This is a genomic window from Caballeronia sp. GACF4 (assembly GCF_023631025.1).
In the GTDB taxonomy this organism is placed as follows: domain Bacteria; phylum Pseudomonadota; class Gammaproteobacteria; order Burkholderiales; family Burkholderiaceae; genus Caballeronia.
In genome coordinates, this window is sequence record NZ_JALQDW010000025.1 from 293,900 (window position 1) to 317,375 (window position 23,476).

The window sequence follows — 23,476 nt, forward strand, 5'->3', positions numbered from 1 at the left end:
TTCAATGCAACGGCTGGGGTATCCCTTTCGCACAGTAGTCGGTATCGCCGCAGCGCTGATACTCGCCGTACTCTGGCTCGTCATGCCGGTGACGACGACGCTCGCCTGGTCATTGACTGCCGTCGTCGTGCTGGCGGCATTACTCGCCATCGGTTTGCGCACGCATCAACAGACACGAGCGCGTCAGGCCAGTGAACACGTTTTGACGGCGCTCGGCTCCGCCACGGCGGAGGTACCAGTCAGGCTTCGCACGCGCATGCCGCTCGTCCTGGTGACGGGTGACGCCCTGCCATCGATCTTCAATCATGAGAGCAGCAGGGAACGTCTTGTTCATGTCGGAGAGGGAGCCATCTGGGTACGTGCGGATCGTATCCAGGATCTGCCGCGCCTCGCGCTCGCCATGCGGCAATGGCGCGACGGTCACGCACCTGACGGCGTCGTGCTGAGCGTGGCGCCTGCGCTGCATGCCGACGCTGACGCGCTGTCACAGTCGCTGCGGATCGTCCGTCAGGCAGTCGCCGATGCCTCTCGCATGATCGGTGCACCGTTGCCCGGCTATGTCGCCGTGTATCAACGGCTGGTCAGAAACGCGCAGACCGATGCGCTCGCCGCCGTGCAGTGGCACGGGATCTCAAGCGGATCGCCGCTCACCGACATGAAGCGCTTCGATGCGGTAATCGAGAGTTCCGAAACGGATGCACGCCGGCACGCAACAGACCCATATGCTGCCGCAAGCGTTGCCGGACTGGCTTCGATTATCGGATGGACCCAGCGCGTGATATTCGACACACTAGCCGATTCCCGTCAGCCGGCAGCCCCGTGGGCGCTTCACGGCGCCGGGTGGATCGACTGCGGTCCCGCAAGCAATGCCGATAAACCGTGGGAGCGCGACGTCCAGATGCAGACGCGCGTTATACCGGCGGTCGTCGCGGGCTCGCCTGCGCCGTGGCCTCTGCCACAGCCGTTGATCGCGACTATGTCGCAGCGCGTGAGAGCGTCGCCGCGGCACGTAGCACTCGCGCATGTCGGCGCAATGTGCGCGCTCGCGCTGGCCGCCGCATTTTGGGGCGCAGGCCGGAACAACGCCGCGTTGCTGACACGTATCGGCGGACATATGGAGCGCTATGCGGGCATCGCGCCCGAGCACGATGCCGGTCGCCGCGACGCGCTGCACGCGCTTATCGCCGATCGCGACGAACTCGATCGTTACGGGCGTTCGGGTGTCCCATTGCGGCTGTCGCTCGGCGAATATCACGGTGCGCCGCTCATGCCTTCGCTCAATACCGCGATCGCCGCATATCAGCCACCTGAACCGCCGCCTGCGGTCGTGACACTCGACAGTATGTCGTTGTTCGATAGCGGCAAGGCAATGCTTAAGCCTGGTTCGAATCGGGCATTGTTCGACGCCGTGGAGATGATCAAGGCGCATCCGGACAAGCGTATTCTGGTCGCGGGACACACGGATAACGCAGGCAATCCGCGTAGCAACCTGACACTTTCCATGGCGCGTGCAGCGGCGTTACGTGACTGGTTAATCGACGCGTCGGGTATCTCCGCCACGCAGTTCGCTACGCAAGGATACGGCGACACGCGCCCGATTGCCGATAACAACACGCCAGAAGGGCGTGCGACGAATCGACGCGTGGAAATTACGCTTGTGCCTGATACGAACAAGTAGATTTTAGAATCCCCGGGGCTACGGCCTTGGGATCTTGAGGCCCGGGAGAATGCTCTCCCGAGCACGTTTTGTTGTACTAAGAAGGAGCAGTAAATGGCAATTCCCGCATACATGTGGCTCAAGGATGACGGTGGCGCCGACATCAAGGGTTCCGTTACCGTGCAAGATCGTGAAGGCAGCGTCGAAGTCGTCGCTTTCGATCACGGCATCCACATCCCGACCGATGGCAACACCGGCAAGCTGACCGGCACGCGCGTGCACGCGCCGATCACCTTCACGAAGGAAACGGATGCGTCGACGCCTTATCTGTACAAGGCTGTGACGAGCGGTCAGACGCTGAAGTCGGTCGAGATGAAGTGGTACAAGATCGACGACGCGGGCAAGGAGAAGGAATACTTCAACACCAAGCTCGAGAACGTCAAGGTTGTCGCTGTGCGACCGAAGATGCACGACATCAAGGTCCCCGACTACGAAAAGCACAACCACCTCGAACAGGTGGAACTGCGCTACGAGAAAATCACGTGGGCGTACAAGGACGGCAACATCATTCACGCTGACACGTGGAACGAGCGCTCGTAATTCAGGCGCTTGAGTTGCAAACGGATCTGATCCGCTGATCGGGTCCGTCGCCGGTCCATATCGAATGGGCCGGCGATTTTTCATATTTCGCCTCCTTCGGTTTTCTTCGCTTTCCCGTTATGACATCCCGAGATTCCACGCAATTGCTTCGCCGGCTCAACCCGCACTGCTCACGTACGCTTGAAGCGGCCGCGAGCCTTTGCCAAACGCGTCTATCCGACGAAATCACGGTCGAGCACTGGCTTTTGAAGCTGATCGAGGCCGATGACGGGGACATTCCGGCGATCCTCAAACACTACGATATCGATATCGATGCGGTGTGGAACGCACTACTCGCGGCCATCGATCGGCTGGCACGCAATCTGCGGGGCATGCCTTCGATTTCAATTCAGCTCGCGAGCATGCTGCAAGACGCGTGGACCTTGGCGTCACGCGAGGATATCGACGGCAAGATTCGCTCGGCGCACTTGCTGCGGGCGATCATCGACGCGCCGCACGTGCTGCGTACGAAAGACGCCTGGCCGCTGCTGTCGCTGTCCAGCATGCAGATCGAGCGGTTGCTGCCGCGTCTTGGCCGTTTGTCGTGCGAAAACCGCGTCGACGAACCGGAAGCGGAAGACGAGGCGCGCGAACAGGCAGCGTCGGCATCCGAAGAAAATCTGCCATCTGCTACACCCGCGCCGCCACGCTCGACCGAAGGCGAAGCCCTTGCGCGCTTTGCTATCGATCTGACAGAAAAGGCCCGCCGTGGCGACATCGACCCCGTGTTCGGACGGGATCGTGAGATTCAACAAATGATCGACGTGCTCGTGCGCCGTCGCAAGAACAACCCGATCCTCGTCGGCGATCCGGGCGTAGGCAAGACCGCGATCGTCGAAGGGCTGGCCCTGCGTGTCATCGACGGCAGCTTGCCCGCAATCCTGCGCGACGTACGCATTCTCACGCTTGACCTCGGCCTGCTGCAGGCGGGCGCTGGCGTGAAGGGCGAATTCGAACAGCGTCTGAAGAACGTGATCGACGAAGTGCGCGCATCGAGCACGCCGGTTCTACTGTTCATCGACGAAGCGCATACATTGATCGGCGCGGGCAATTCAGCAGGTGGATCGGACGCCGCGAACCTGCTCAAGCCGGCGCTCGCGCGTGGCGAACTGCGCACGATTGCAGCAACGACCTGGGCCGAATACAAGGAGTATTTCGAACGCGATGCAGCGCTCGAAAGGCGCTTCCAGCTCGTCAAGGTCGAAGAACCCGGCGACGATGCCGCATGTCTCATGTTGCGCGGCCTTGCCACGCGTTACGCACGGCATCACCACGTGCATATTCGCGACGAGGCACTCGTCGCCGCCGTCAAGCTGTCGCGCCGTTACATTCCGTCGCGGCAGTTGCCGGACAAGGCCGTCGATCTCATCGACACCGCAGCCGCACGAGTTCGCATGGGACTCGATTCGCCGCCAGCCGAACTGCAACGCGCACGAGCGGCAGTGGCTGCGCTGGAACTCGAGTGCGCGACGCTCGATGCCGACGAGCGCGCCGGTGTTGCCGACGTGGCGGCCCGTCGCGCGGCACTCGATGTATCGATCATGCACGCGAAGCAAGAAGCGAGTGACCTGCAAGCGCGTTATGAACGAGAACTGACGCTCGTGCGGAGTCTGCTGGAACAGCGGGGTGACGGCAGCACTAAGCCGCATGCCGATGCCTTGTCGCAAGCCCGCCACGCGCTCGCCGACGCGCAAGGCAAGACTCCGCTCATCTTCGCCGATGTCGACGCCCAAGCCATTGCCCGCGTCGTCGCGGAGTGGACAGGTGTGCCGGTGGGCAGTCTGGTCGAAGACGAGCTTCTGAGCCTGCTCGCGCTGGAGGAGCGCATGGCCGCACGCGTGGTTGCGCAAAACGACGCGCTCGGCACACTTGCGCAAAGCCTGCGCACGGCGAAGGCGGGACTCAAGAGCGAGCACGCGCCGCTCGGCGTGTTCCTGCTGACAGGACCTTCGGGTGTCGGCAAGACCGAAACCGCGCTCGCGCTTGCCGATGTCCTCTTTGGCGGCGAGGCCGCCCTTACGACGATCAATATGTCGGAGTATCAGGAGGCGCACACGGTCTCGCAGCTGAAGGGTTCGCCACCAGGTTACGTCGGTTACGGACGCGGCGGTATTCTTACCGAAGCGGTGCGGCAACGCCCTTATAGCGTCGTATTGCTCGATGAAGTGGAGAAGGCGCATCGCGACGTGCTCGATATCTTCTATCAGGTGTTCGACCGCGGCACCATGCGCGATGGCGAAGGTCGCGAAATCGACTTCCGCAACTGCGTGATTTTGATGACGTCGAATCTTGGCAGCGCGCAGATCGACGAAGTGACGACGGACAATCCGGACATTGCTCAGGCGGCGCTCCTCGATGCGATCCACGAGCCGCTCGTCAAGCATTTTCAACCTGCGTTGCTCGCGCGCTTCCAGACGCTCGTCTACCGGCCATTGGCCGCCGACGCTCTGGCGCAGATCGTTCGACTGAAACTCGGCAAGATTTCGGACCGCTTGCAAAAGCAGCATGACGTCAATCTCGTTTGCGACGACACGCTCATCGCCTCGCTCGCAGAACTGTGCCTCGCCCGCGAATCCGGCGCGCGCAATGTCGACACGTTCCTCGATCAGCGCATCCTGCCGACCGTTTCGCGCGAACTTCTGACACGCATGGCCACCGGCACCACGCCGGCCGAGGTTCGCCTTGCAAGTTCCGAAGGAGGCAATCTGACGATCGAATTCGTCGATCGCGGCGAAGTTGTCGCTGCACACGGCTGAGCGCTGCGTCATGGCGGCCGGCCCATCGCTCTACGACATGCTCCTCGGTCAGATTGACGGGGAGTCGATCGACCATTTCGACGACCGCACGCTCGAAGCCTTAAGCGTGCAGCAAAACGTGCGGCGTATTCTCAATACGCGTGCGGGCGCACTGAAGCATCTACCAGACTACGGTTTGCCGGATCTGACCAATGTTTATAAGGAGTTGCCCGGCTCGTCACACGCGCTCAAGCAGCAGATGGAAGCAACGCTTTTGAAGTATGAGCCGCGGATTCGCTCTATCGATATCGGCATCTTGCAAAACGACGACCCCGGCTTGCAGGTGAGCTTCGAAATGACCTGTCATTTGAAAAAGACAGGGCTCGTGCGCTTTGGCACGTACTTCGTTCCGCCGGGCGTATTCCGCCTGGAACGTCGCGTTCGCGAAGGTCGCTAAACACCACGGAACAAGCCCGCTCACGCGGGCTCTCCTTCACTCACCAAATAACTCCCCTACTGCGCCAACGTCCCCATATCCACCACGAACCGATACTTCACATCGCTCTTCAACATACGCTCGTAAGCGTCGTTGATCTGATCCATGCGAATCATCTCGATGTCGGACGTGATCCCGTGCTTGCCGCAGAAATCCAGCATCTCCTGCGTCTCCGCAATACCGCCGATCAGCGAACCCGCAATCGACCGGCGCTTGAAGATCAGGTTGAACACAGCCGGCGAAGGATGCGGATGCTCCGGCACGCCAACCAGCGTCATCGTGCCATCACGCTTGAGCAAGACCATGAACTGGTCGAGATCGTGCGATGCCGCCACCGTGTTCAAAATGAAATCGAAGCTGTTGGCGTGCGCCGCCATCTGCTCCGGGTCTTTCGAGATCACCACCTCGTTCGCGCCGAGACGCTTCGCATCCTCGATCTTGCCCGGTGATGTCGTGAACAAGACGACATGCGCGCCCATCGCCGCCGCCAGCTTCACGCCCATATGGCCCAAGCCGCCCAGTCCGACGACGCCCACCTTGTCGCCCGGCTGCACGTTCCAGTGACGTAACGGCGAGTACGTGGTGATGCCCGCGCACAGCAACGGTGCGACGGCCGCCGGGTCGAGGTTGTCAGGCACCTTCAACGTGAAGGCTTCGTCGACGACCATCGAGGTCGAATAGCCGCCGTACGTCACGCCGCCCGACTTCTTGTCGGGCGAGTTGTACGTCTGCACGAAGCTTTCCGGGCTCTCGCAGAACTGCTCCTCGCCTTCCTTGCAAGACGGGCACACGCGGCAAGAATCGACCATGCAGCCGACGCCCGCCAGATCGCCCACCTTGAACTTCGTCACCTCCGCGCCGACTTCCGCCACGCGCCCGACAATCTCATGGCCCGGCACGACCGGATAGTTCGTGCCGCCCCACTCGTTGCGCGCCATGTGCAGGTCCGAGTGGCAGACGCCGCAAAACAGCACGTCGATGCGGACATCGTTCGGGCCGACATCGCGACGCTCGATTTCAAGCGGGCCGAGCGGTTTGTCGGCGGCGGATGCTGCATAGGAATACGCCTTGCGCATGATTGTTTTCCCTCTTGAGTTTCAGGCTTATGACAGGAACCGCGTCCTTGCGACACCTCAGGGACACGGTCGAAACGGAAGTGCGCGCGAGAGCGCGCATCGTTTTTTTATGTGCGACAACGAACGTTCGCCGCGCTGTCGCAAACGTGTTGCGGTGATCTTGCCGATCACGCCGATGTTTCGGCGGCAAATCGCAACTTCAGTACTGTATGCCTATAAGCATCTTTCTGCACGACCGATGGGGACCTCCCCCGTCCGTCTCCCTGCGCAAGCGGGACTATGCGTGCAAAAGTTGCAGATCTAAGGTTTGGGTAAGCGCGGAAGCCAAGGAACGTTCGGGGCGCTTCCGAAAGCAACGGAGTAGCTGGCGTCGGGGCGCCGGCATCGAATCGATATCACACGAGAGCGAGACCATGAATTCGAAGGCGGTAACAGCGAGCATCGACACGCAGAGCGGCACGATAAGCGCCGAGTTTCACGTCGACACGGGGCGGTTGAGAATACTGGAGCGCGGGCTATTGCGCGTGGAACTATTTCCGCCGCATTCGTGGTTCACCATCGCATCGGTGGCGGGGAACAGCCGCTGGGGCACGCGGCCGCGCGAGCGCGACCTGCAACTCGTCGTCGAGAGTTACATCATGCAGCGCTTCGGGATGTCGGCGCTGCGCGCGGATGTCTCGATGGCGCAATGACGCAGACGCGGTCCGCGTCACCGCTTGCGCGCCGAGCGTCGGGTGCGCTGATAAAAACTATTCGGCTTGGTGCGCACCCAGTCGACGAAGCTGCGCACTGCTTCGTCCTGCATGAGCGCGTCGATGGTGGCGAATCGTTGCGCGAGTTCCTTCTCGGTAAAGAGCGCATGCAGTTGCCGATGACAGATGCGATGCAGCACCGCCGTCTGCCGTCCGCCCTGCGACTTCGGCACGAGATGATGCAGGTCGCGCTCGGACGCGGGCACGGGCCGCCCGCATAGCGCGCACGTTTCTTCCGGTAACGGCCGATACCACGGTTCGGGCGCGGGCTTTGCCATTCGGCTCCTTTTCTGGCGCTGCGTCGTTGCGTTGGAACTGATCGTTTCGAGTGTACGCCGAGGCTGTTTTGTTTTCTGGCCGGACGTGGCACCATGGAACTGCTAGCTCACCGCTCACGCAAGTCGACGTCGGAGAAGCCATGGAAGTGACCATCAACGAATTGGCCGGCCTGCTCGAAGAACTGGAACAAGAAGATCCGGTCGATTACGGCGACCTGCCGTTCGGCGAACCGGAACTGCGCCGTCTCGTGTTGACTTCGCTTCTGGAACGGCATCGCGGTCTGCAAGACAGCGGCCTCAATCCCGGCGATGTCAGCCTCACCTACATGCTCACCACCGCGCTGCTCGTGCTCGAAAACCTTGTGCTGCACGCGCGCATCATGCTGCTGCAAGGTCAGCGCATCGACGTGAATGCGCTGTTGCGGAAGTATTCAGGCAGTTGAGTTCCGCGACAGACTTTCGATAAGATCGGCTCAGCCGCGCGGTTCTGAAGGCGGACGGTAGCCGGGAATACGCATCAGCGCTTCATGGCACGAGACGGCGAGCGCCGCGAGACGGTCCACGCTTGCACGCATGTCTACCTGCGTCTGCGCGATCGTTTGCCGCAATGCGTCGAGCCGCGGGGTGATGGTGTCGTCTATCGTCTCGCCCTGGCTTCCCAGCAGAAGGATGGCTTCCGCGTCCTCGCGCATCTCGCGCAATTCCATGATCGTCACCTTGCTCTGCGCCTGCACGCGTGCATGTGCTTCGGCAATTGCGCCAAGCCCCATGCGGCGCATGCGTTCGACGAGCTCGCGCATCGAGCGCATGGCGAGTTCACCGGCACCGTAAGCCATGAATTCGACATCGTCGATAGACAGGGAAAGACGGCCTTCGGGAGATTCGAATTCGAGCTTCGTGGACATGTCGGGCATCGCTGTGTTTATGAGATGCCCGAATTCTAGGGATGCAGCCTGCGCCTGAGGTTCGGATTAGTTCTAAAGCGCTGGTCGCCGCGTCGATTGATCTATTTCGAGAACGCGTTACTTGGCGGATGGCGCGACGGAAGTAGCGTTTTCGACCACGCCGAGATCCCAATCGCCGAACTCGTACCAGTCTTCTCCGAGCAATTCGGCCGGATGCTGCGTGCGATTCGAGCCATTGCCGCAGCGCATCGCTTTCTCGGAGCAGTAGTGGTCGCAGCCCCAGCAGTTACGCTCCGGGTGGCTGGGGTGAAGGGGGAATCGCTTCGCCATGGTCGACATGTTCCTGTTGCAATGGTCACGCAGGTTAGGGCGAAAGCCCCGCGCGCATCAATAGGAGCAGGGCCGAGCTTCGTTGCGCGGCGCGAAGAACATCGTTTCGGCGGAATTTATCGGAGGCTCAGTACCGGCTTCGTCGCTCCGGTCAGAAGAAGCTCGATCAAGTCGCGCACGCTGCGAATGGCCGGACCGAATGGCAGGGTTTCGCGTCCACGGAAGAAGAGGCCGTTGTTGACATCGCCACGCAAAGCCGCCGCGAGCCGGGTATCGATACAGAAGTGCCCGAACTTCTCGATGCCATCACGCAAACCGCATGCGCTCAAACATTCGAGCGCCGACGGACATGTCTGCTCGCGCGCGCCGATCTTCGTGCGGATGCGCTCCTCGTTGCGCAAATAGCGCATGAGCCACGGCGTCTTGACCGCACGCGCGGGCAAACCCGTCACGCTGATGAACTCCACGATGTCTTCCGGCGTCGCTTCGGTGAGCACGCGCTTGAACTCGGGATGCGCGTCGCCTTCCTTGGTGACGGCAAAGGGCGTTCCAATCTGCACGCCATTCGCGCCCGCCGCCAGCCACTTGCTCACCGCTTCATGACTGTTGATGCCGCCCGCGACGATCACCGGCACTTCGCCTCGGTTCAGCCCGAGCGATTCGAACACGGTCTGCAGTTCGCCGAGTACACGTTCGAAGCCGAAGCGCTCGTTATGCATGTCGGCGACGTCGTTGACGCCGAGATGTCCGCCCGCATGCGCGGGATGTTCGATGACGATTGCGTCGGGCAGGCGGCCTTTCTTCATCCACTTCTTCAGCACGAGCGCGACGCCGCGACTGTCCGAAAGTATGGGAATGAGCGCAATGTCGTGGCCTTGCGTGAGATCGGGCAGGTCGAGCGGCAAGCCCGCGCCCATGACGATTGCGCCCGCGCCTTGCTCGCACGCGACGCGCACGTAGTCGGCGTGCGCGCGCACGGCTTTCATGACGTTGACCGCGATCATGCCGCGCCCTTGCGACAGTTCACGCGCGGCCTGAATCTCGCGTTCCAGCGCGATGAGATTGACGCGTTCGAGCGTATCGCGCGACGGATCGGCGCGGCACATGGCGAGAAGATCCTCATGATGATGCCGCAGGTCGATGCTCGCGATCGTGCCGAGCGCGCCCTCTCGCGCGACGCTGCCCGCCAGCCGATGCGCCGACACCCCAACGCCCATGCCGCCCTGCACGATAGGCAAGAGCGTGCGACCCCGAATGACGAGCGGCGCAAACAAGTGTGAGGAAGCGCGCGACGCGCCGTTTTCAGCTTGATGTCGATTCATGATTGGACTGCCCGAATGAAATGCGCTGCGTGATTCGATTCCACCTGCGCTTGCACCCGATGGTATGGGCAGCTTTCTCGCTCGACAATCGCATGTCACGCGCTGATATTGACGAATGTCACACGAGGCCTTTCTTTGGATCGGGTATGCGCGAGGTTGCGCGTCTTGCGAGACCGCTTTTCTACTCATCCCAACCGGCACCATCTCCTCTTGCAACATGATTTGACACACGATTGCCAGTCGTCTGTCAGCATGGCACACCGTCTGGTTAATTCGTTTTGCTTAGGCCTTGGACAAAACCGCTCAATAACAATAAAAGCCGCTAAAACAAGCGCCTCGCTTGCGAAAAATCAAGAGTCCAAGACATATAAATTCGTCACAAATTGAGCGGGCAATAAGCGTTCGCGTGACACAGCGTCGCACGCACTTCAAATGAAACGCTTTTCCATAGATTAGCGTTTTCGTGCTCAATGCTGCATGGCATCATCGTGGCGCGGCGCAACGCCGTGCACGGCGTTCTTCCAGAACGCTTCGATCAAAGAAACCAGCGAATGCAATGAATGAGAAAACCAAACGTTTAGCAGCGCCACTGTTAGCGGGGGTGGCCAGTCTCTGTCTCTCGGGATGCAAGCTGGAAGTGTTGGACTCGAAGGGCAGCATCGGCAAAGCGGAAGCTTCGTTGATCGCTCTTTCGACTTACACCATGCTTCTCGTCGTCATCCCGGTCATTTTGATGACCCTGTTCTTCGCGTGGCGCTATCGCGCGTCGAATAAGAACGCTACCTACGCGCCCAAATGGACGCACTCCACGGCAATCGAAATCGTCGTCTGGGCGATTCCCGCTGTCATCATCCTGTACCTCGGCATTCTGACGTGGAAAACCACGCATGAACTCGATCCGTACAAGCCGCTTCAATCGGATGTCAAGCCGATCAACGTAGAAGTCGTCGCGCTCGACTGGAAGTGGCTCTTCATCTATCCGGATCTCGGCATTGCGTCGGTGAACCAGTTGGCCATTCCCGTTGGCACGCCGGTGAACTTCCGCATCACGTCGGATTCGGTGATGAACTCGTTCTTCATCCCGCAACTCGGCGGCCAGATCTACGCAATGGCCGGCATGCAGACGAAGCTGCATCTGCAAGCGGATCACGTGGGCGACTATGCGGGCATCTCCGCGAACTACAGCGGCCAGGGCTTCTCCGACATGAAGTTCCGCGCTCTCGCCATGTCTTCCGCCGATTTCGATGCATGGCAGAAGAAGGTCAAGACCGCGCCCGCGCGTCTGGACATGGACGTCTACGCCGGCGTCGCGAAACCGAGCGAGAAAGATCCGGTGAAGTACTTTTCCACCGTCGATCCCAAGCTCTTCAACAACATCGTCGGCAAGTACAACAACGGCCGTTTCGATGTCAACGGCGAAAACTGCGTAACCAAGGGGTAAGCCATGTTTGGCAAATTAACGCTCGAGGCGATCCCGTACCACGAACCCATCATCATGGGGGCGACGGTCCTCATGGCGATCATGGTGATCGGTGCGGCCGCCCTTCTCACTAAGTTCGGCAAATGGGCCTGGCTCTGGAACGAGTACCTGACGTCGACGGATCACAAGCGCATTGGCGTCATGTATCTCGTCGTGGCGGGTCTCATGCTGGTGCGCGGCTTCGCGGACGCCATCATGATGCGCGTGCAGCAAGCCATCGCGCTGAATAATCCCGGCATCTTCCCGCCGCATCACTACGACCAGATTTTCTCGGCCCACGGCACCATCATGATCTTCTTCATGGCCATGGCGCTGCTGGTCGCATTCTTCAACCTCGTGGTGCCTTTGCAGATCGGCGCGCGCGACGTGGCGTTTCCGTTCATCAACTCGCTGTCGTTCTGGATGACGGCCGTGGCCGCCGTCCTGATCAATCTCTCGCTCTTCATCGGCGAGTTTTCGAAGACGGGCTGGCTCGCGTATCCGCCGCTCTCCGAGACGCAATTCAGTCCGGGCGTCGGGGTCGATTACTACATCTGGGCCTTGCAGATTTCCGGCGTCGGCACGTTGCTGACGGGCGTGAACTTCTTCGTCACCATCGTGAAGATGCGCGCACCCGGCATGACGTGGATGAAGCTGCCGGTGTTCACATGGACGGCGTTCTGCTCGAACGTGCTGATCATGGCGACGTTCCCGATCCTGACCGTCGCGCTCGCGCTGCTCGGTCTCGACCGCTACCTCGGCATGCACTTCTTCACGAACGACGGCGGCGGCAACCCGATGGTGTATCTGAACCTGATCTGGGCTTGGGGACACCCCGAGGTCTACATTCTGATTCTGCCGGCTTTCGGCATTTATTCGGAAGTGGTCTCGACGTTCTCGAAGAAGCCGCTGTTCGGCTACAAGACGATGGTCTACGCGACGTGCTGCATCATGGTGCTGTCGTTCCTTGTGTGGCTGCACCACTTCTTCACCATGGGTTCGGGCGCCAACGTCAATGCCTTCTTCGGCATCATGACGATGATCATCTCCATCCCGACCGGCGTGAAGATCTTCAACTGGCTGTTCACGATGTACCGTGGCCGCATCCAGTTCACGACGCCCGTGTTGTGGACCATCGGCTTCATCATCACGTTCACGCTAGGTGGCATGACGGGCGTCATGCTAGCCATTCCCGGCGCGGACTTCGTGCTGCACAACAGCCTCTTCCTGATCGCGCACTTCCATAACGCTATCATCGGCGGCGTGGTGTTCGGCTACTTTGCCGGCGTGCAGTACTGGTGGCCGAAAGTGTTCGGCTTCAAGCTGGACGAAAAGCTCGGCCGCAACGCCTTCATTTGCTGGTTCGTGGGCTTCTTCGTGGCGTTCGTGCCCATCTACATCCTCGGCTTCATGGGCATGACGCGCCGTATCAACCACTACGACAACCCCGCATGGCAGCCGTATCTGATGGTCGCGGCTGCGGGCGTCGGCATCATCGCGTTGGGCGTGGCCTTCCAGGTCGCGCAGATCGTAGTCAGCGTGATTCGCCGCAACCAGCCGGCGTATCGCGATGTCACGGGCGACCCGTGGAACGGCCGCACGCTCGAATGGGCGATCAGCTCGCCGCCGCCGGTCTACAACTTCGCGCATATTCCAGCCGTGCGTGAACTCGACGAGTTCGCCGACATGAAGGAAACCGGCCGCAGCATGGCCGATCAGGGACCGTACCGCGCCATCCACATGCCGTCGAACACGAGCGCGGGTCTTGTCGTCGGCGTGTTCGCGCTGGTGCTCGGCTTTGCCGCCATTTGGCATATCTGGTGGATGGCTATCGTCGGTCTGGTCGGCATTGCCGCGACCGTCATCGGCTACAGCTTCCGTGCGAACGCTGGCTACATGATCCCCGCCGCGACCGTCAAGGCGACCGAAGAGCGGAACCGTCCGCCGAAGTCGCCTGCAAAGACCGGCGTCGCGCGCGACCTGGAACTGGAGGTGCTGTAAATGTCGCAATCGACACTATCCGCGCATCACGCGCATCACGCGCATGACCATGAGCACGAACACTCGTCGCATTCCGTGTTCGGCTTCTGGGCCTACCTGATGACCGACTGCGTGCTGTTCGCCTCCCTTTTCGCGACCTTCGCGATGATGGGGCATCAGTTCGCGGGCGGCCCGACGGCAAAGGATCTCTTCAATCTCAACGATGTCGCGATCGAAACCGCGCTGCTGCTCACGAGCAGTCTGACGTTCGGCTTTGCGATGATTTTTGCGCAACGCAAGAAGACGGGCGCCGTGCTCGCGTGGCTCATTGTCACGTTGCTGCTGGGCGCGGGCTTCCTGTGGCTGGAACTGCACGAGTTCGCGCATCTGATCGCCGAAGGCGCCAGCCCTCAGCGCAGCGCGTTCTGGTCGTCGTTCTTCACGCTCGTCGGCACGCATGGTCTGCACGTCACCCTCGGCATGATCTGGCTGATCGTGCTTGCGGTGCAGATGATCGCCAAGCCGGGCATGGGCGAACGCGAACTGCGCCGGCTCGCCTGTCTGAGCCTTTTCTGGCACTTCCTGGACATCGTCTGGATTTGCGTGTTCTCCTTCGTCTACCTTGCGAGCCTCGTCTAATGGCACATACGCATTCAACACATGGCGATATCCCGCATGTCAGCGTGCGTGGCTATCTGATCGGCTTCGTGCTGGCGGTCGTGCTGACCTTGGCGTCGTTCTGGCTCGTGATGTCGGGCACGTTCAGCGGCGAGCGCGCGATCACGGCGCTTGCAGTGCTGGCCGCCGTGCAGATGGTCGTCCACGTGGTTTTCTTCCTGCACGTGAACGCATCGAAGGGGCAGCGCTGGCACGCCTTGTCGTTCGCCTATACGATTTTGATGTCGCTCGTCGTTGTCGTCGGAACGGTGTGGGTCATGCATAACGTCCACATGCTGATGATGGCGCGTTAAGCCCATCGGTCCTTCCCAAGGAACCGTATTGCTGCGTCAAAGCGGACCTGCCTCGCAGGTCCGCTTTTTTTTCATCGGTGCGAATCCCTATTCTTAAGCGCGTGATGAATCTTGACAATTTGTCGCAGCCGCGTGAATATCTGTCCATAATTTGGTTTAATCATCCACAATATGGACAAGGAGACGCGAATGCCCGCGCCCAAGAATTCGGCGGATGCCCTCACGCCGTATCAATATCCCAATCCCAAGGAAGCGCAGAAGGAAATCGTCGTGAGTCACGCGATTCCAACCGACGAACGCGAGTGGGTCCCGCAAGCCGAGAACGTCTGGTTTCGTCCGCTGTGCCTCAATGTGTCGACCGGTTACTGGATGAACCTGCTGCGCGTGCGCAAGTCAGGCGTGCTGTCGCGTCACCGTCATCCGCAAGCCGTGCATGGCATGGTGCTCAAGGGGCGTTGGCGTTATCTGGAGCATGACTGGGTTGCAACAGAAGGCAGCTACGTGTTCGAGCCGCCCGGCGAAACGCACACGCTTTACGTGCCCGAAGACGTCGAGGAAATGATCACCTACTTTCAGGTGAACGGCGTGATGTTCTATTGCGATCCGTACGGCAACTACACCGGTTATGAAGACGTGTTCACGAAGGTGGACATGTGCCGCAAGCATTACGAAGCCGTTGGCCTGGGCGCGGATTTCGCCGATCAGTTCATTCGCTGAATAACGCTTGAAGCAACGGCTTGAAGCACAGTCTGAAGCAACGCAATTCCCGCAGCACCTTTTGCCAACCGAACCGAAGCATAAAAACAAGGCTCTCGGAGGAGACAACATGCAGAGTAAATCGCCGCGCCTGAAGCGCATACAGTGGGTCGCGCTCACGTTCCTGACGCTTGCCGGAATCGTGAACTATCTCGACCGCAGCACGCTTTCCATCGCGAATCATTCGGTCACACAGGAGCTGGGCCTGTCCGCATCGCAGATGGGCTTGCTGCTCTCAGCATTCTCGTTCGCGTACGCGTTTTCGCAGTTGCCCATCGGCGTGATGCTCGATCGCTTCGGCGCGCGCATCATGCTCGGGCTCGGCATGTTCGTGTGGTCGGTGGCGCAGTTGTTCGGCGGCCTCGTCACGACGCTGCATCAGTTTCTCGCGGCCCGCATCGCACTCGGCATCGGCGAGGCGCCTCAATTTCCGGCGGGCGCCAAGGTCGTCAGCGAATGGTTCGCGCAGCGCGAACGCGGCAAGCCGACCGGCATCTTCGTGACGTCGTCGACCATTGGCCCGGCGCTCGCTCCGCCCATTCTCACCGTGTTGCTGCTCAACTTCGGCTGGCGCAACATGTTCGTCATCATGGGCGTACTCGGCATCATGGTGTCGGTGGGCTGGTATGTGGTGTATCGGAACCGCAAGGACATCACGCTCGATGCGCAGGAAGTCGCGCATCTGACCGAAGGCGAACCCGCACAGCGCGCCGAACGCAATATGACCTTCGCGGAATGGCGCGGTCTCTTCGGCAAGGCGACGACCTGGGGCATGATCTTCGGCTTCATGGGCGTGATCTACATGGTGTGGCTGTATCTCACGTGGCTGCCGGCGTATCTCGAACACGAGCGTCATCTGACGATTGCGAAGACCGGCTGGGTCGTGACCATCCCCTATCTTGCCGGCACGCTCGGCATGCTGTCGTCGGGCTTTATCGCCGATGGTCTGATGGCGCGCGGCGTCGCACCCATTCGCAGCCGCAAGTGGCCGATCTGCTCGGGTCTCATCGGCGGCGCGCTCTTCACGGTGCCGGCCGCGTTCACGCCGAATCTCACGCTCGCTATCGTGTATTTGTCGGCGGCAATGTTCTTCGTCAACATGGCGAGCGGCGCGGCGTGGGCGCTCGTCTCGGTCGCGGCTCCGCGTCATATGGTGGCCTCGCTCGGGAGCATCCAGAACTTCGGCGGTTACTTCGGCGGTTCGTTCGCGCCGTTCATTACCGGGCTCGTGGTCGACAAGACGCATTCGTTCGTCAACGCGTTCCTGATCAGCGCGGGCGTGGCGTTCGCCGCCGCGCTCGTGTACATGTTCGTCGTGCGCTCGCCGATTCAGGATTCCGAGGCGAGAGCCGCCGCCGTTCCCGTCGTCTGACCATTCAAGCTACTCATGACCTTTCAACCTGATCTGTACAAAGGCAAGACCGTCGTCGTGACGGGCGGCACGCAAGGTATCGGCGCGGGCATCGCGCAGGAATTCGCGACGCTCGGCGCGCGCGTCATCGCGGCGGGTATCGCGCCGACGGCAGCGCAGAAGGACGCGCTCGGCGCGGGAATCGAAGTCGCCGCGCTCGATGTCGCCGATGCCGCCAGCACCGCCGATCTTTTCGCGCGTCTCGATTCGCTCTACGTGCTCGTCAACTGCGCAGGCATGATCAAGCGTGGCGACGAGCACGACATCGAAACCTTCGAGCGCGTGATCGCCGTGAATCTCAACGGCACCATGCGGATGTGCTCGGCGGCGCGACCGTTACTCGCGAAAAGCCGGGGATCGATCGTCAACACGGCGTCGATGCTGACGTTCTTCGGCGGCGGTCTCGTGCCCGCGTACAGCGCGAGCAAGGGCGGCGTCGCGCAGTTGACGAAGTCGCTCGCGATTGCTTACGCGGCAGAAGGCATTCGCGTGAACGCGGTCGCGCCCGGCTGGATTGCCACGCCGCTTACGCAGGCGCTGCAGGAGGACGACGGCCGCTCGCAAGCCATTCTCGAGCGCACGCCCATGAAGCGCTGGGGCTTGCCGGAGGATGTCGCGCGCGTGGTGGCGTTTCTGGCGTCGCCGGCGGCGTCGTTCATGACGGGAACGGTCGTGCCGGTTGATGGCGGCTATCTGATCGCCTGACGCGCCAATCGACGGATCACGCGGCGTGCCGATATACTCGGCGCGCCGTCGCACTCAGGTTTCCAAAATGTCCGCAGCTTCCGACTCCTCTTCCTCCTCCTTCGACGCGGCGAAAGCCAACGGCACCGCCGCGTTCTCGAAGTTCATGGTGGTGCTGCAACTCATCGCCGATGCCGACGAACCGCCAACCGTCGCCAGCCTCACGGCGGGATCGGGTTATCCGCGTCCGACGGTGTATCGCATCGTCGGCGCGCTAATTGCCGAAGGGCTCGCGGTCGAGAGCGCACGTGGTGGAAGTTATGCGCTCGGCCCGCGTCTGATGTCGCTTGCGAGCCGAAGCTGGGAGCGCTCCGATCTGCGCATCGCCGCCACCGACGCGTTGCAGGCTCTGCGCGACAGTACGCAGGAAACCGTGCATCTCGCCGTGCGCAGCGGCGCGGAGATGGTGTATATCGAAAAGCTCGAAAGTCCTCATGCGGTGCGCATGGCTTCGCGCATCGGCACGCGCGTCACGCTCTATTCGAGTTCGGTGGGCAAGGCGTATCTGTCGACGCTCGGTCGTGCCGAGCGCGATGCGTTGTTGCAAGGCATGGTGTTCGAGCGCTTTACGTCGAATACGATCACCGAGCGTCGCGCGCTCGATGCGGAACTCGATGCCTGCCACGCGCGCGGCTATGCGGAAGACCGCGAGGAAAACGAAGCGCAGATTTTTTGTTATGGCAGCGCGATCGTCGGGGCGAACGGCACGACGCTCGGCTGCGTAAGCGTGAGCATTCCGCTGTTCAGAAAGAGCGCGACGCCTGTCGAAACTTATATCGAACCGCTCAAGGCCGCGTGCCGCGCGATCGGGGAGCGCATGAGTCCGGGTACGCGCTGACGCGCGCGTGCTCACCAGATGTACCGCGCGCCCAGCAAACCTTGATAGCTGCGATAACCGCCGTCGCCTTGCTGGTAGCCGAGGTTGCCCCACAGACGCCAGTTCCGCGCGAGTTGCGCCTGCGCGCCGACCTTTACTTCGAGGCGATTTCTCGGGCCGTCCTGCGACACCACGATCTGATTGAAGGCGATGGAATTGCCGCTCGTGTCGTGCCACCAGTTGACTTCCAGATACGGCAGCCAGCCCGGCGCCGCGGCCGATCCCGGCGCGTGAAAAACGCGCATGCCCACGCGCGTCGTCAGTGCATTGATATTGCCGCCATGGACGATCGTGCCCCCAGACTCTACGTGATCGTCGGCGGCATAGTTCGAATAGATGACTTGCGCTTGCGGCTCGATCAGCACCGGGCCGCTCGACGTCTGACCTACCGCGAACGCCCATCCGCCTTCGACCGATCCGCCCCACGTATGGCTCGCGTAGCTCTCGCCATTCAGTTGCGCGCCCTTGACCGTGTTGTCGAAGTGCGCATATTGCAGCCACGTATCCACGTAAGGTCCGACAGGCGAAAGCGCATTCGCGCGCCAGGTCGCGTAGACGCCGGCGCTCGCGCCGTTCACATTGCCTCGCGCGGTGGCGGGATTGTTACGCGCAGTGGCATCGGTCGTCGACGAGCCATAACCCGCCATGATGCCCGCCTGCCAATGCTGCGCGTTCGACACGCGATGCAGCAAGTCGATGCCCGCCTGAAAGACCGCGGTGTCGGTGGATTCGGCAAGCCGCCCGCCGGCCGCGTTGCCGTCGGTGTGCGCGGCGTGAGTGCGCACCCAGGCCGTCGATTCGTTGCCGCTCATGCCATCCACGGCGAAGGGATCGGGGAAGCCCGCGCGGTCGTGCAAGGTCATGACGAACATGTCGCGCGCCGCTGCCTGATTGCCAAGATAACCGCCCGGTTCGGGTCGTGGCGCGGGTGTCGGTGTAGGCGACGGTCCGTCCGTCAAGGTTCGCAAATACCAGTTGCCATCGGCGGGTGTACTCGCGCCGCCTTTGTACAGGTTGTATTCGTATGGACCCGCGACGACGCGGCCATCGAGCGTGAACTGGCCGTTCGACTGACCATCCACCTGAACGATGCGGATTCCGTTGCTCGTTATTGCCCCCGCGCCGCCCGCGTTCCGCACTTTCACGGCGGTCTGACCGGCACTGTCGCCATGCACGATAAGGTGATCTGTCGCGGAACCGTCGCTGCCCAGCGCCGTGCTCAACGTCAGCAATCCGTTGTTGCCGATGTAGTTGCCCGCGACCGTCAACGTACTCGTGGGCGTCGGGCTGCTCATGCGGATTTCGCCGTTGTTCGTCAACGTTCCGCCGATACTGAACGCGCCAGCCGCGGCATTCGCGAAACCGGGCGCGGCATCCGCGACCGCGAGCAATCCGTTGTTCACCACCGCGCCGCCCACGCCGCCATAACCGCCGAATGTCGCGCCCTGCGCCACCGATACTTGCGGCGTGTTCGGCAATTGCGCGTTGTCGGTCAGGATGAGCGCGCCCGAATTCACTTGAGTGGTCCCGCTGTATGTCTGGCTGCCCGGCAGCAACAGCGCGCCAGAACCTTGCTGCGTCAACGCGCCGGTTCCGCTGATCGAGTGGCCATAGACGTAGCGATCGCTGCGATTGAACACCAGCGCGCCGTTGTTGACAATATCGCCCGCGACGCTGCCCGACGCGCCGCCCGTGCCGAGCTGCAGCACGCCTGCGTCAATGGTGGTCGGCGCCGTGTAAGTGTGGTCCGCGCTCAGAATCAACCGGCCGGCGCCGGTTTTCGTAAAGCCGCCCGAGCCGCTGATGACACCGTCGAACACGGTGTTCGTACTGTAATTTGCCGTGAGCGTTGCCGTGCCGAGCGAGACGTTGCCCGCGCCTGCGAGGCTCGTGACCTGCTGATTGAAACCGTTCAGATCGAATGTCGTGCCCGGCGACAACATCACGCGCGAACTCGGCGCGATGACATTCTCCGCCCCGGCTTGCAGCGTCCCGCCTTCGATCAGCGTCGCGCCGGTGTACGTGTTCGCCTTTGACAATTGCAACGTGCCCGCGCCTGCCTTGGTGAGCGTCTTGCCATCCCAGCCCGTCGTCTGATTGGCCGTCTCATTGGCGAGAACGACGTCCATGTCGAACGAATCGCCGGGTTGCACGAGCGTGAAGACGCCGTTCGCCGTCGCGGGCGTCGTCCCGTGCGCGGCATACCACGTGAGCCCGACGCCCACGTTGTAGTTCTGGGCGGTATAAGCGGACGAGAGCGTCAGGAAATCGACGGAACTGGCCGTGCCGCCGATGCGCGTCGATGCGAACGTTCCACTGAGCCCGCCGGGCGTGGTCGCGTGGATTTCCGTGAATGCGCCCGCTGCCAGTTGCGCGGCGCTCGTCGCGGGCGCTGCCGTGTAACCCGCGAGGTTGAAGATCGCGCCAGGACCGATCGATGCCGTGCTCGCCGAGATCACCGGTTCGGCAACCCCCGCGATGCTGGACAGTGTGCCGGTCATGGTGAAGGCGCGGCCGACTTCGAGCTGGCTGCGGCTCGACAGCGCGGTGGTCGCGCCGGACGCGGTCGTCCAGTCGGCCGCAGTCGTGAACGCGCCAGTTTGCAAAAGCCGTAATGTGCCGGCTTCGACGCTGACCGCGCCTTGCGTCGAACCGGAGGCGGCGAGATTCGCCGCGCCGACGCCCGTCTTCAAGAGCGCGCCTGAGCCGCTCAGTGTGTTGAGCATCAGGGCGTCGTTGGCGAAATCCAGTTGCAGGATGGCGTTATTCGTCACCGCGCCTGCGCCGAGCGCGGTCCCGGTTGCCGCAATCAGCTTGCCCGTAGCGATGGTCGTGCCGCCGCTATACGTGCTCGCGCCACTTAGGCTCAGGGTCGCCGGGCCGGTTTTTACCACGCTTCCGCTACCGCCGATCGTGCCGCTGAAAGCGGTATCGGCGAGATTGACGGCGGTGAGTGCCGCACCGCCGAGTGCGACTGCGCCCGCGCCGCTCAACTGGTTGATTTGCTGCGCGAAGCCGTTCATGTCGAGCGTGGCGCCGCTCGCGATTTTGACATTGCTGCTGGTCGCGAGCGAGTCCGTCACATCGGTTCTCAGCGTGCCGCCGTCGATCAGCGTGCCGCCGGTGTGGATTAGCGGCGCCGATACGATCAACAGGCCCGGACCTGTCTTCGTCAAGGTGCGGCCGTCCCAGCCGCTCGCGAAGACACCGACCCGGTCAGCCAGCGGCACGTCGAGGTTGAAGGTACTCGCGGCATCGGCGAGAGTGAAGGTGCCGTTGGCGATAGCGGCCGGTGCGCGCCACGTCAGGCCGAAGCCAACGTTATAGTTCAGGCCATCGGGGCTTTTCGCGCCGGTGAGCGTCAGGTAATCGGCGGGGCCTTGCGTGCCCGAGAAGCCGACGCTGGCGAAATCGCCCGAGATCCCGCCTGTCGTCCGAATGATGTTGAATTGCGTGCTCGTAAGCGCGCTGGCCGTATTGGGCGCGTCGGCTCCGAAACCGCTCACGGTCAGCGCGCCCCTGAGTGTCGCCGTGCTGGCCGTGATGATCGGCTGCACTTTTCCTATGCCCACGTTCAGCGCCGAGCCTACTTCCTGCGTGAAGTTCGTGGCGATTTGCAGACTCGACTTGTCCGAGATGCTTGTCGTCCCACCGACGCGCGTGGTGTACACGTCGGCGTTGAAGGCACCCGGATGGTCGAAGCCGAGCGTGCCCGCTTCGACGACCACCGTGCCTTGGCTAGAGCCGGCTTTCGTCAGGTGAGTGGCGCCACTGCCAGCCTGAATGAGCGTGCCGTTGCCGACGATCTGCCCCGCGAATGTCGCCACCGTATTGCGATTGAAGCGCAGCATGCCGTTGTTCACGACGTCGCCGTCGAGCGAGCCGCCCGCGCTGCCAGTACCGATCGTGAGGCTGCCGCTGTTCTGCACCGTGCTTGCCCCGCCATGCTGCGTGAGCGTGCCGCCGAGCGTCAGATCGCCGATCACGTTGAGCGCGTCCGGCGTCGTGCCACCTATCGCGATGTTGCCGGTCAGCGTCCAGACGCTCTTCACGCCGGAGGTGAGCTGGCTCAATCCCGGCCCGCGGCCCGTCGCGATGTTCCCGGACTGCACGGCCGAGCCGGTCAACGCGAGCGTGTTTCCCAATCCTTCGATGTCGAGGATATTGTCATTCGCGCCTTGCAGCGACGACCCCGTTCCCAGCGTCACGCGATTGTTCGAACCGACGAGAAGAATCGCCGCCGATCCCGCACTCGCGATTTTGCCGTTATTGACGAGTGTGCTGTCCTGTTGAAGTTGAACACCTGCGCCAACGGTGCTCTGGATGCTTCCGGTCGAGCTGTTCACGACCGACATTGGAAGCGTTCCGGTGTTGACCACGCCAGCCTGATAACCGGTTATCGATCCGTCGTTGTTGATGACGACCGAGCCTGTCTCGACGAATATTCCGTCGCCATAGGTCGCATCGCCCACGCCGGAAGCAATCGATGCCTTCGCGTGATTGTTGATGATCACCGTTCCGGTCGAGCCGATATAGACGCCATTGGGCGTTTGCTTGATGGGCCCGGCGACCGCGCCATTGATCGTGCCGAAGTTGTCGAACGTCCCACCCGACGCGTCGATATACGCGACACCGTGACTGGTTCGTGCGCTTATGTCGCCCCGGTTGATCAGATCGTTGGAATTTCCGCCGCCGTCGAAAAGCACGCCGAACGTATTGCCGAGCAGCGCGCCGCCCGCGTTATTGGTGAGCGTTGCGGGCACATAGAATTTGATCGCGGCCGCCTGGTTGTCGACCGCACTGACGATGACTCCCGCGTTGTTGAACGTGACAGGCGCGATGGCCGTGACATCGATTGCGTTCTCGGACTGCGTTGTGATAGTCGTGCCCGGAGGAACCACATAAGAGCTGTCATCCGATAAGACAGCGCCCGTCGTGCTCGACGCAACCTGTCCCGCTTGAGAGGGCGCCGCGAACCCAATCAGGGCGGCGGCCGCCAATGGACGCAGTCTCGTGTTGAACGATGCGCAATGACGGGTTCGAGCGCGACGTGTTTTCATGCGAATCGGCCTCGCCCCGGTGCGTCGT

General features: G+C 61.7%; 20 protein-coding genes. 14 read left to right on the forward strand and 6 right to left on the reverse strand.

Features of this window, described 5'->3' with window-relative positions; genetic code table 11:
• Positions 1-4 precede the first annotated feature (4 nt).
• The 4 genes from NCR40_RS23650 (at position 5) to tssE (ending at position 5,488) form a co-directional block, all read left to right on the forward strand.
• On the forward strand, positions 5-1,678 hold the full coding sequence (locus tag NCR40_RS23650) for an OmpA family protein (RefSeq protein ID WP_250510860.1): 1,674 nt from the start codon (positions 5-7) through the stop codon (positions 1,676-1,678).
• A 93-nt stretch (positions 1,679-1,771) separates the two neighbouring features.
• Positions 1,772-2,257, forward strand: a complete 486-nt coding sequence (locus NCR40_RS23655; RefSeq protein WP_244829927.1) for an Hcp family type VI secretion system effector — start codon at positions 1,772-1,774, stop codon at positions 2,255-2,257.
• Between the two features lie 119 nt (positions 2,258-2,376).
• A complete protein-coding gene (tssH, locus tag NCR40_RS23660) occupies positions 2,377-5,052 on the forward strand; it encodes a type VI secretion system ATPase TssH (RefSeq protein ID WP_250510819.1) in 2,676 nt (891 codons plus the stop codon).
• Between the two features lie 10 nt (positions 5,053-5,062).
• Positions 5,063-5,488 (forward strand): type VI secretion system baseplate subunit TssE, encoded by a 426-nt coding sequence (gene tssE, locus NCR40_RS23665; protein ID WP_244831024.1) that lies wholly within the window; start codon positions 5,063-5,065, stop codon positions 5,486-5,488.
• Between the two features lie 56 nt (positions 5,489-5,544).
• Here the strand turns inward: tssE and NCR40_RS23670 are convergent, their stop codons facing one another.
• Positions 5,545-6,603 carry an NAD(P)-dependent alcohol dehydrogenase gene (locus tag NCR40_RS23670; RefSeq protein ID WP_244829925.1) on the reverse strand — a complete coding sequence of 353 codons (1,059 nt, stop codon included), beginning with the start codon at positions 6,601-6,603 and terminating at the stop codon, positions 5,545-5,547.
• Between the two features lie 413 nt (positions 6,604-7,016).
• On the opposite strand from NCR40_RS23670, the gene NCR40_RS23675 reads away from it, so the two are divergent.
• Entirely contained in the window at positions 7,017-7,295 is a 279-nt protein-coding gene (locus NCR40_RS23675; protein ID WP_244829924.1) for a hypothetical protein, read from the forward strand.
• Between the two features lie 17 nt (positions 7,296-7,312).
• On the opposite strand, the gene NCR40_RS23680 is transcribed toward NCR40_RS23675, so the two are convergent.
• Positions 7,313-7,633, reverse strand: a complete 321-nt coding sequence (locus NCR40_RS23680) for an HNH endonuclease (RefSeq protein ID WP_244829923.1) — start codon at positions 7,631-7,633, stop codon at positions 7,313-7,315.
• Between the two features lie 140 nt (positions 7,634-7,773).
• Here NCR40_RS23680 and NCR40_RS23685 point away from each other — a divergent pair, with 140 nt between their 5' ends.
• Positions 7,774-8,076: a hypothetical protein gene (locus NCR40_RS23685; RefSeq protein ID WP_244829922.1), complete on the forward strand. Its 303-nt coding sequence runs from the start codon at positions 7,774-7,776 to the stop codon at positions 8,074-8,076.
• A gap of 30 nt (positions 8,077-8,106) precedes the next feature.
• On the opposite strand, the gene NCR40_RS23690 is transcribed toward NCR40_RS23685, so the two are convergent.
• The 3 genes from NCR40_RS23690 to NCR40_RS23700 form a co-directional block, all read right to left on the reverse strand.
• Complete coding sequence (locus NCR40_RS23690; protein ID WP_250510820.1) at positions 8,107-8,538, reverse strand: hypothetical protein; 432 nt, start codon at positions 8,536-8,538, stop codon at positions 8,107-8,109.
• 117 nt (positions 8,539-8,655) lie between these two features.
• Positions 8,656-8,868 carry a DUF3079 domain-containing protein gene (locus tag NCR40_RS23695; RefSeq protein ID WP_250468816.1) on the reverse strand — a complete coding sequence of 71 codons (213 nt, stop codon included), beginning with the start codon at positions 8,866-8,868 and terminating at the stop codon, positions 8,656-8,658.
• Between the two features lie 116 nt (positions 8,869-8,984).
• Entirely contained in the window at positions 8,985-10,190 is a 1,206-nt protein-coding gene (locus NCR40_RS23700; protein ID WP_250510821.1) for an NAD(P)H-dependent flavin oxidoreductase, read from the reverse strand.
• A 556-nt stretch (positions 10,191-10,746) separates the two neighbouring features.
• Here NCR40_RS23700 and cyoA point away from each other — a divergent pair.
• The 8 genes from cyoA to NCR40_RS23740 all read left to right on the forward strand — a co-directional run bounded on the left by cyoA (position 10,747) and on the right by NCR40_RS23740 (position 18,349).
• Positions 10,747-11,631, forward strand: coding sequence for a ubiquinol oxidase subunit II (cyoA, locus tag NCR40_RS23705; protein ID WP_244829918.1), 885 nt, complete (start codon positions 10,747-10,749; stop codon positions 11,629-11,631).
• 3 nt (positions 11,632-11,634) lie between these two features.
• Positions 11,635-13,650 carry a cytochrome o ubiquinol oxidase subunit I gene (gene cyoB, locus NCR40_RS23710; RefSeq protein WP_250510822.1) on the forward strand — a complete coding sequence of 672 codons (2,016 nt, stop codon included), beginning with the start codon at positions 11,635-11,637 and terminating at the stop codon, positions 13,648-13,650.
• Entirely contained in the window at positions 13,651-14,268 is a 618-nt protein-coding gene (gene cyoC, locus NCR40_RS23715) for a cytochrome o ubiquinol oxidase subunit III (RefSeq protein ID WP_250510823.1), read from the forward strand.
• Complete coding sequence (cyoD, locus tag NCR40_RS23720) at positions 14,268-14,600, forward strand: cytochrome o ubiquinol oxidase subunit IV (protein ID WP_250510824.1); 333 nt, start codon at positions 14,268-14,270, stop codon at positions 14,598-14,600. The genes cyoC and cyoD overlap by 1 nt, the downstream gene beginning before the upstream one ends.
• Positions 14,601-14,789: 189 nt before the next feature.
• Positions 14,790-15,317, forward strand: coding sequence for a 2,4'-dihydroxyacetophenone dioxygenase family protein (locus NCR40_RS23725; protein WP_244829914.1), 528 nt, complete (start codon positions 14,790-14,792; stop codon positions 15,315-15,317).
• 109 nt (positions 15,318-15,426) lie between these two features.
• A complete protein-coding gene (locus NCR40_RS23730) occupies positions 15,427-16,728 on the forward strand; it encodes an MFS transporter (protein ID WP_250510825.1) in 1,302 nt (433 codons plus the stop codon).
• 15 nt (positions 16,729-16,743) lie between these two features.
• Positions 16,744-17,472 (forward strand): SDR family NAD(P)-dependent oxidoreductase, encoded by a 729-nt coding sequence (locus tag NCR40_RS23735; RefSeq protein ID WP_250510826.1) that lies wholly within the window; start codon positions 16,744-16,746, stop codon positions 17,470-17,472.
• A gap of 67 nt (positions 17,473-17,539) precedes the next feature.
• A complete protein-coding gene (locus NCR40_RS23740; protein ID WP_250510827.1) occupies positions 17,540-18,349 on the forward strand; it encodes an IclR family transcriptional regulator in 810 nt (269 codons plus the stop codon).
• Positions 18,350-18,360: 11 nt separating this feature from the next.
• Here NCR40_RS23740 and NCR40_RS23745 read toward each other — a convergent pair whose 3' ends face one another.
• Entirely contained in the window at positions 18,361-23,388 is a 5,028-nt protein-coding gene (locus NCR40_RS23745; protein WP_250510828.1) for an autotransporter outer membrane beta-barrel domain-containing protein, read from the reverse strand.
• Positions 23,389-23,476: the final 88 nt, after the last annotated feature.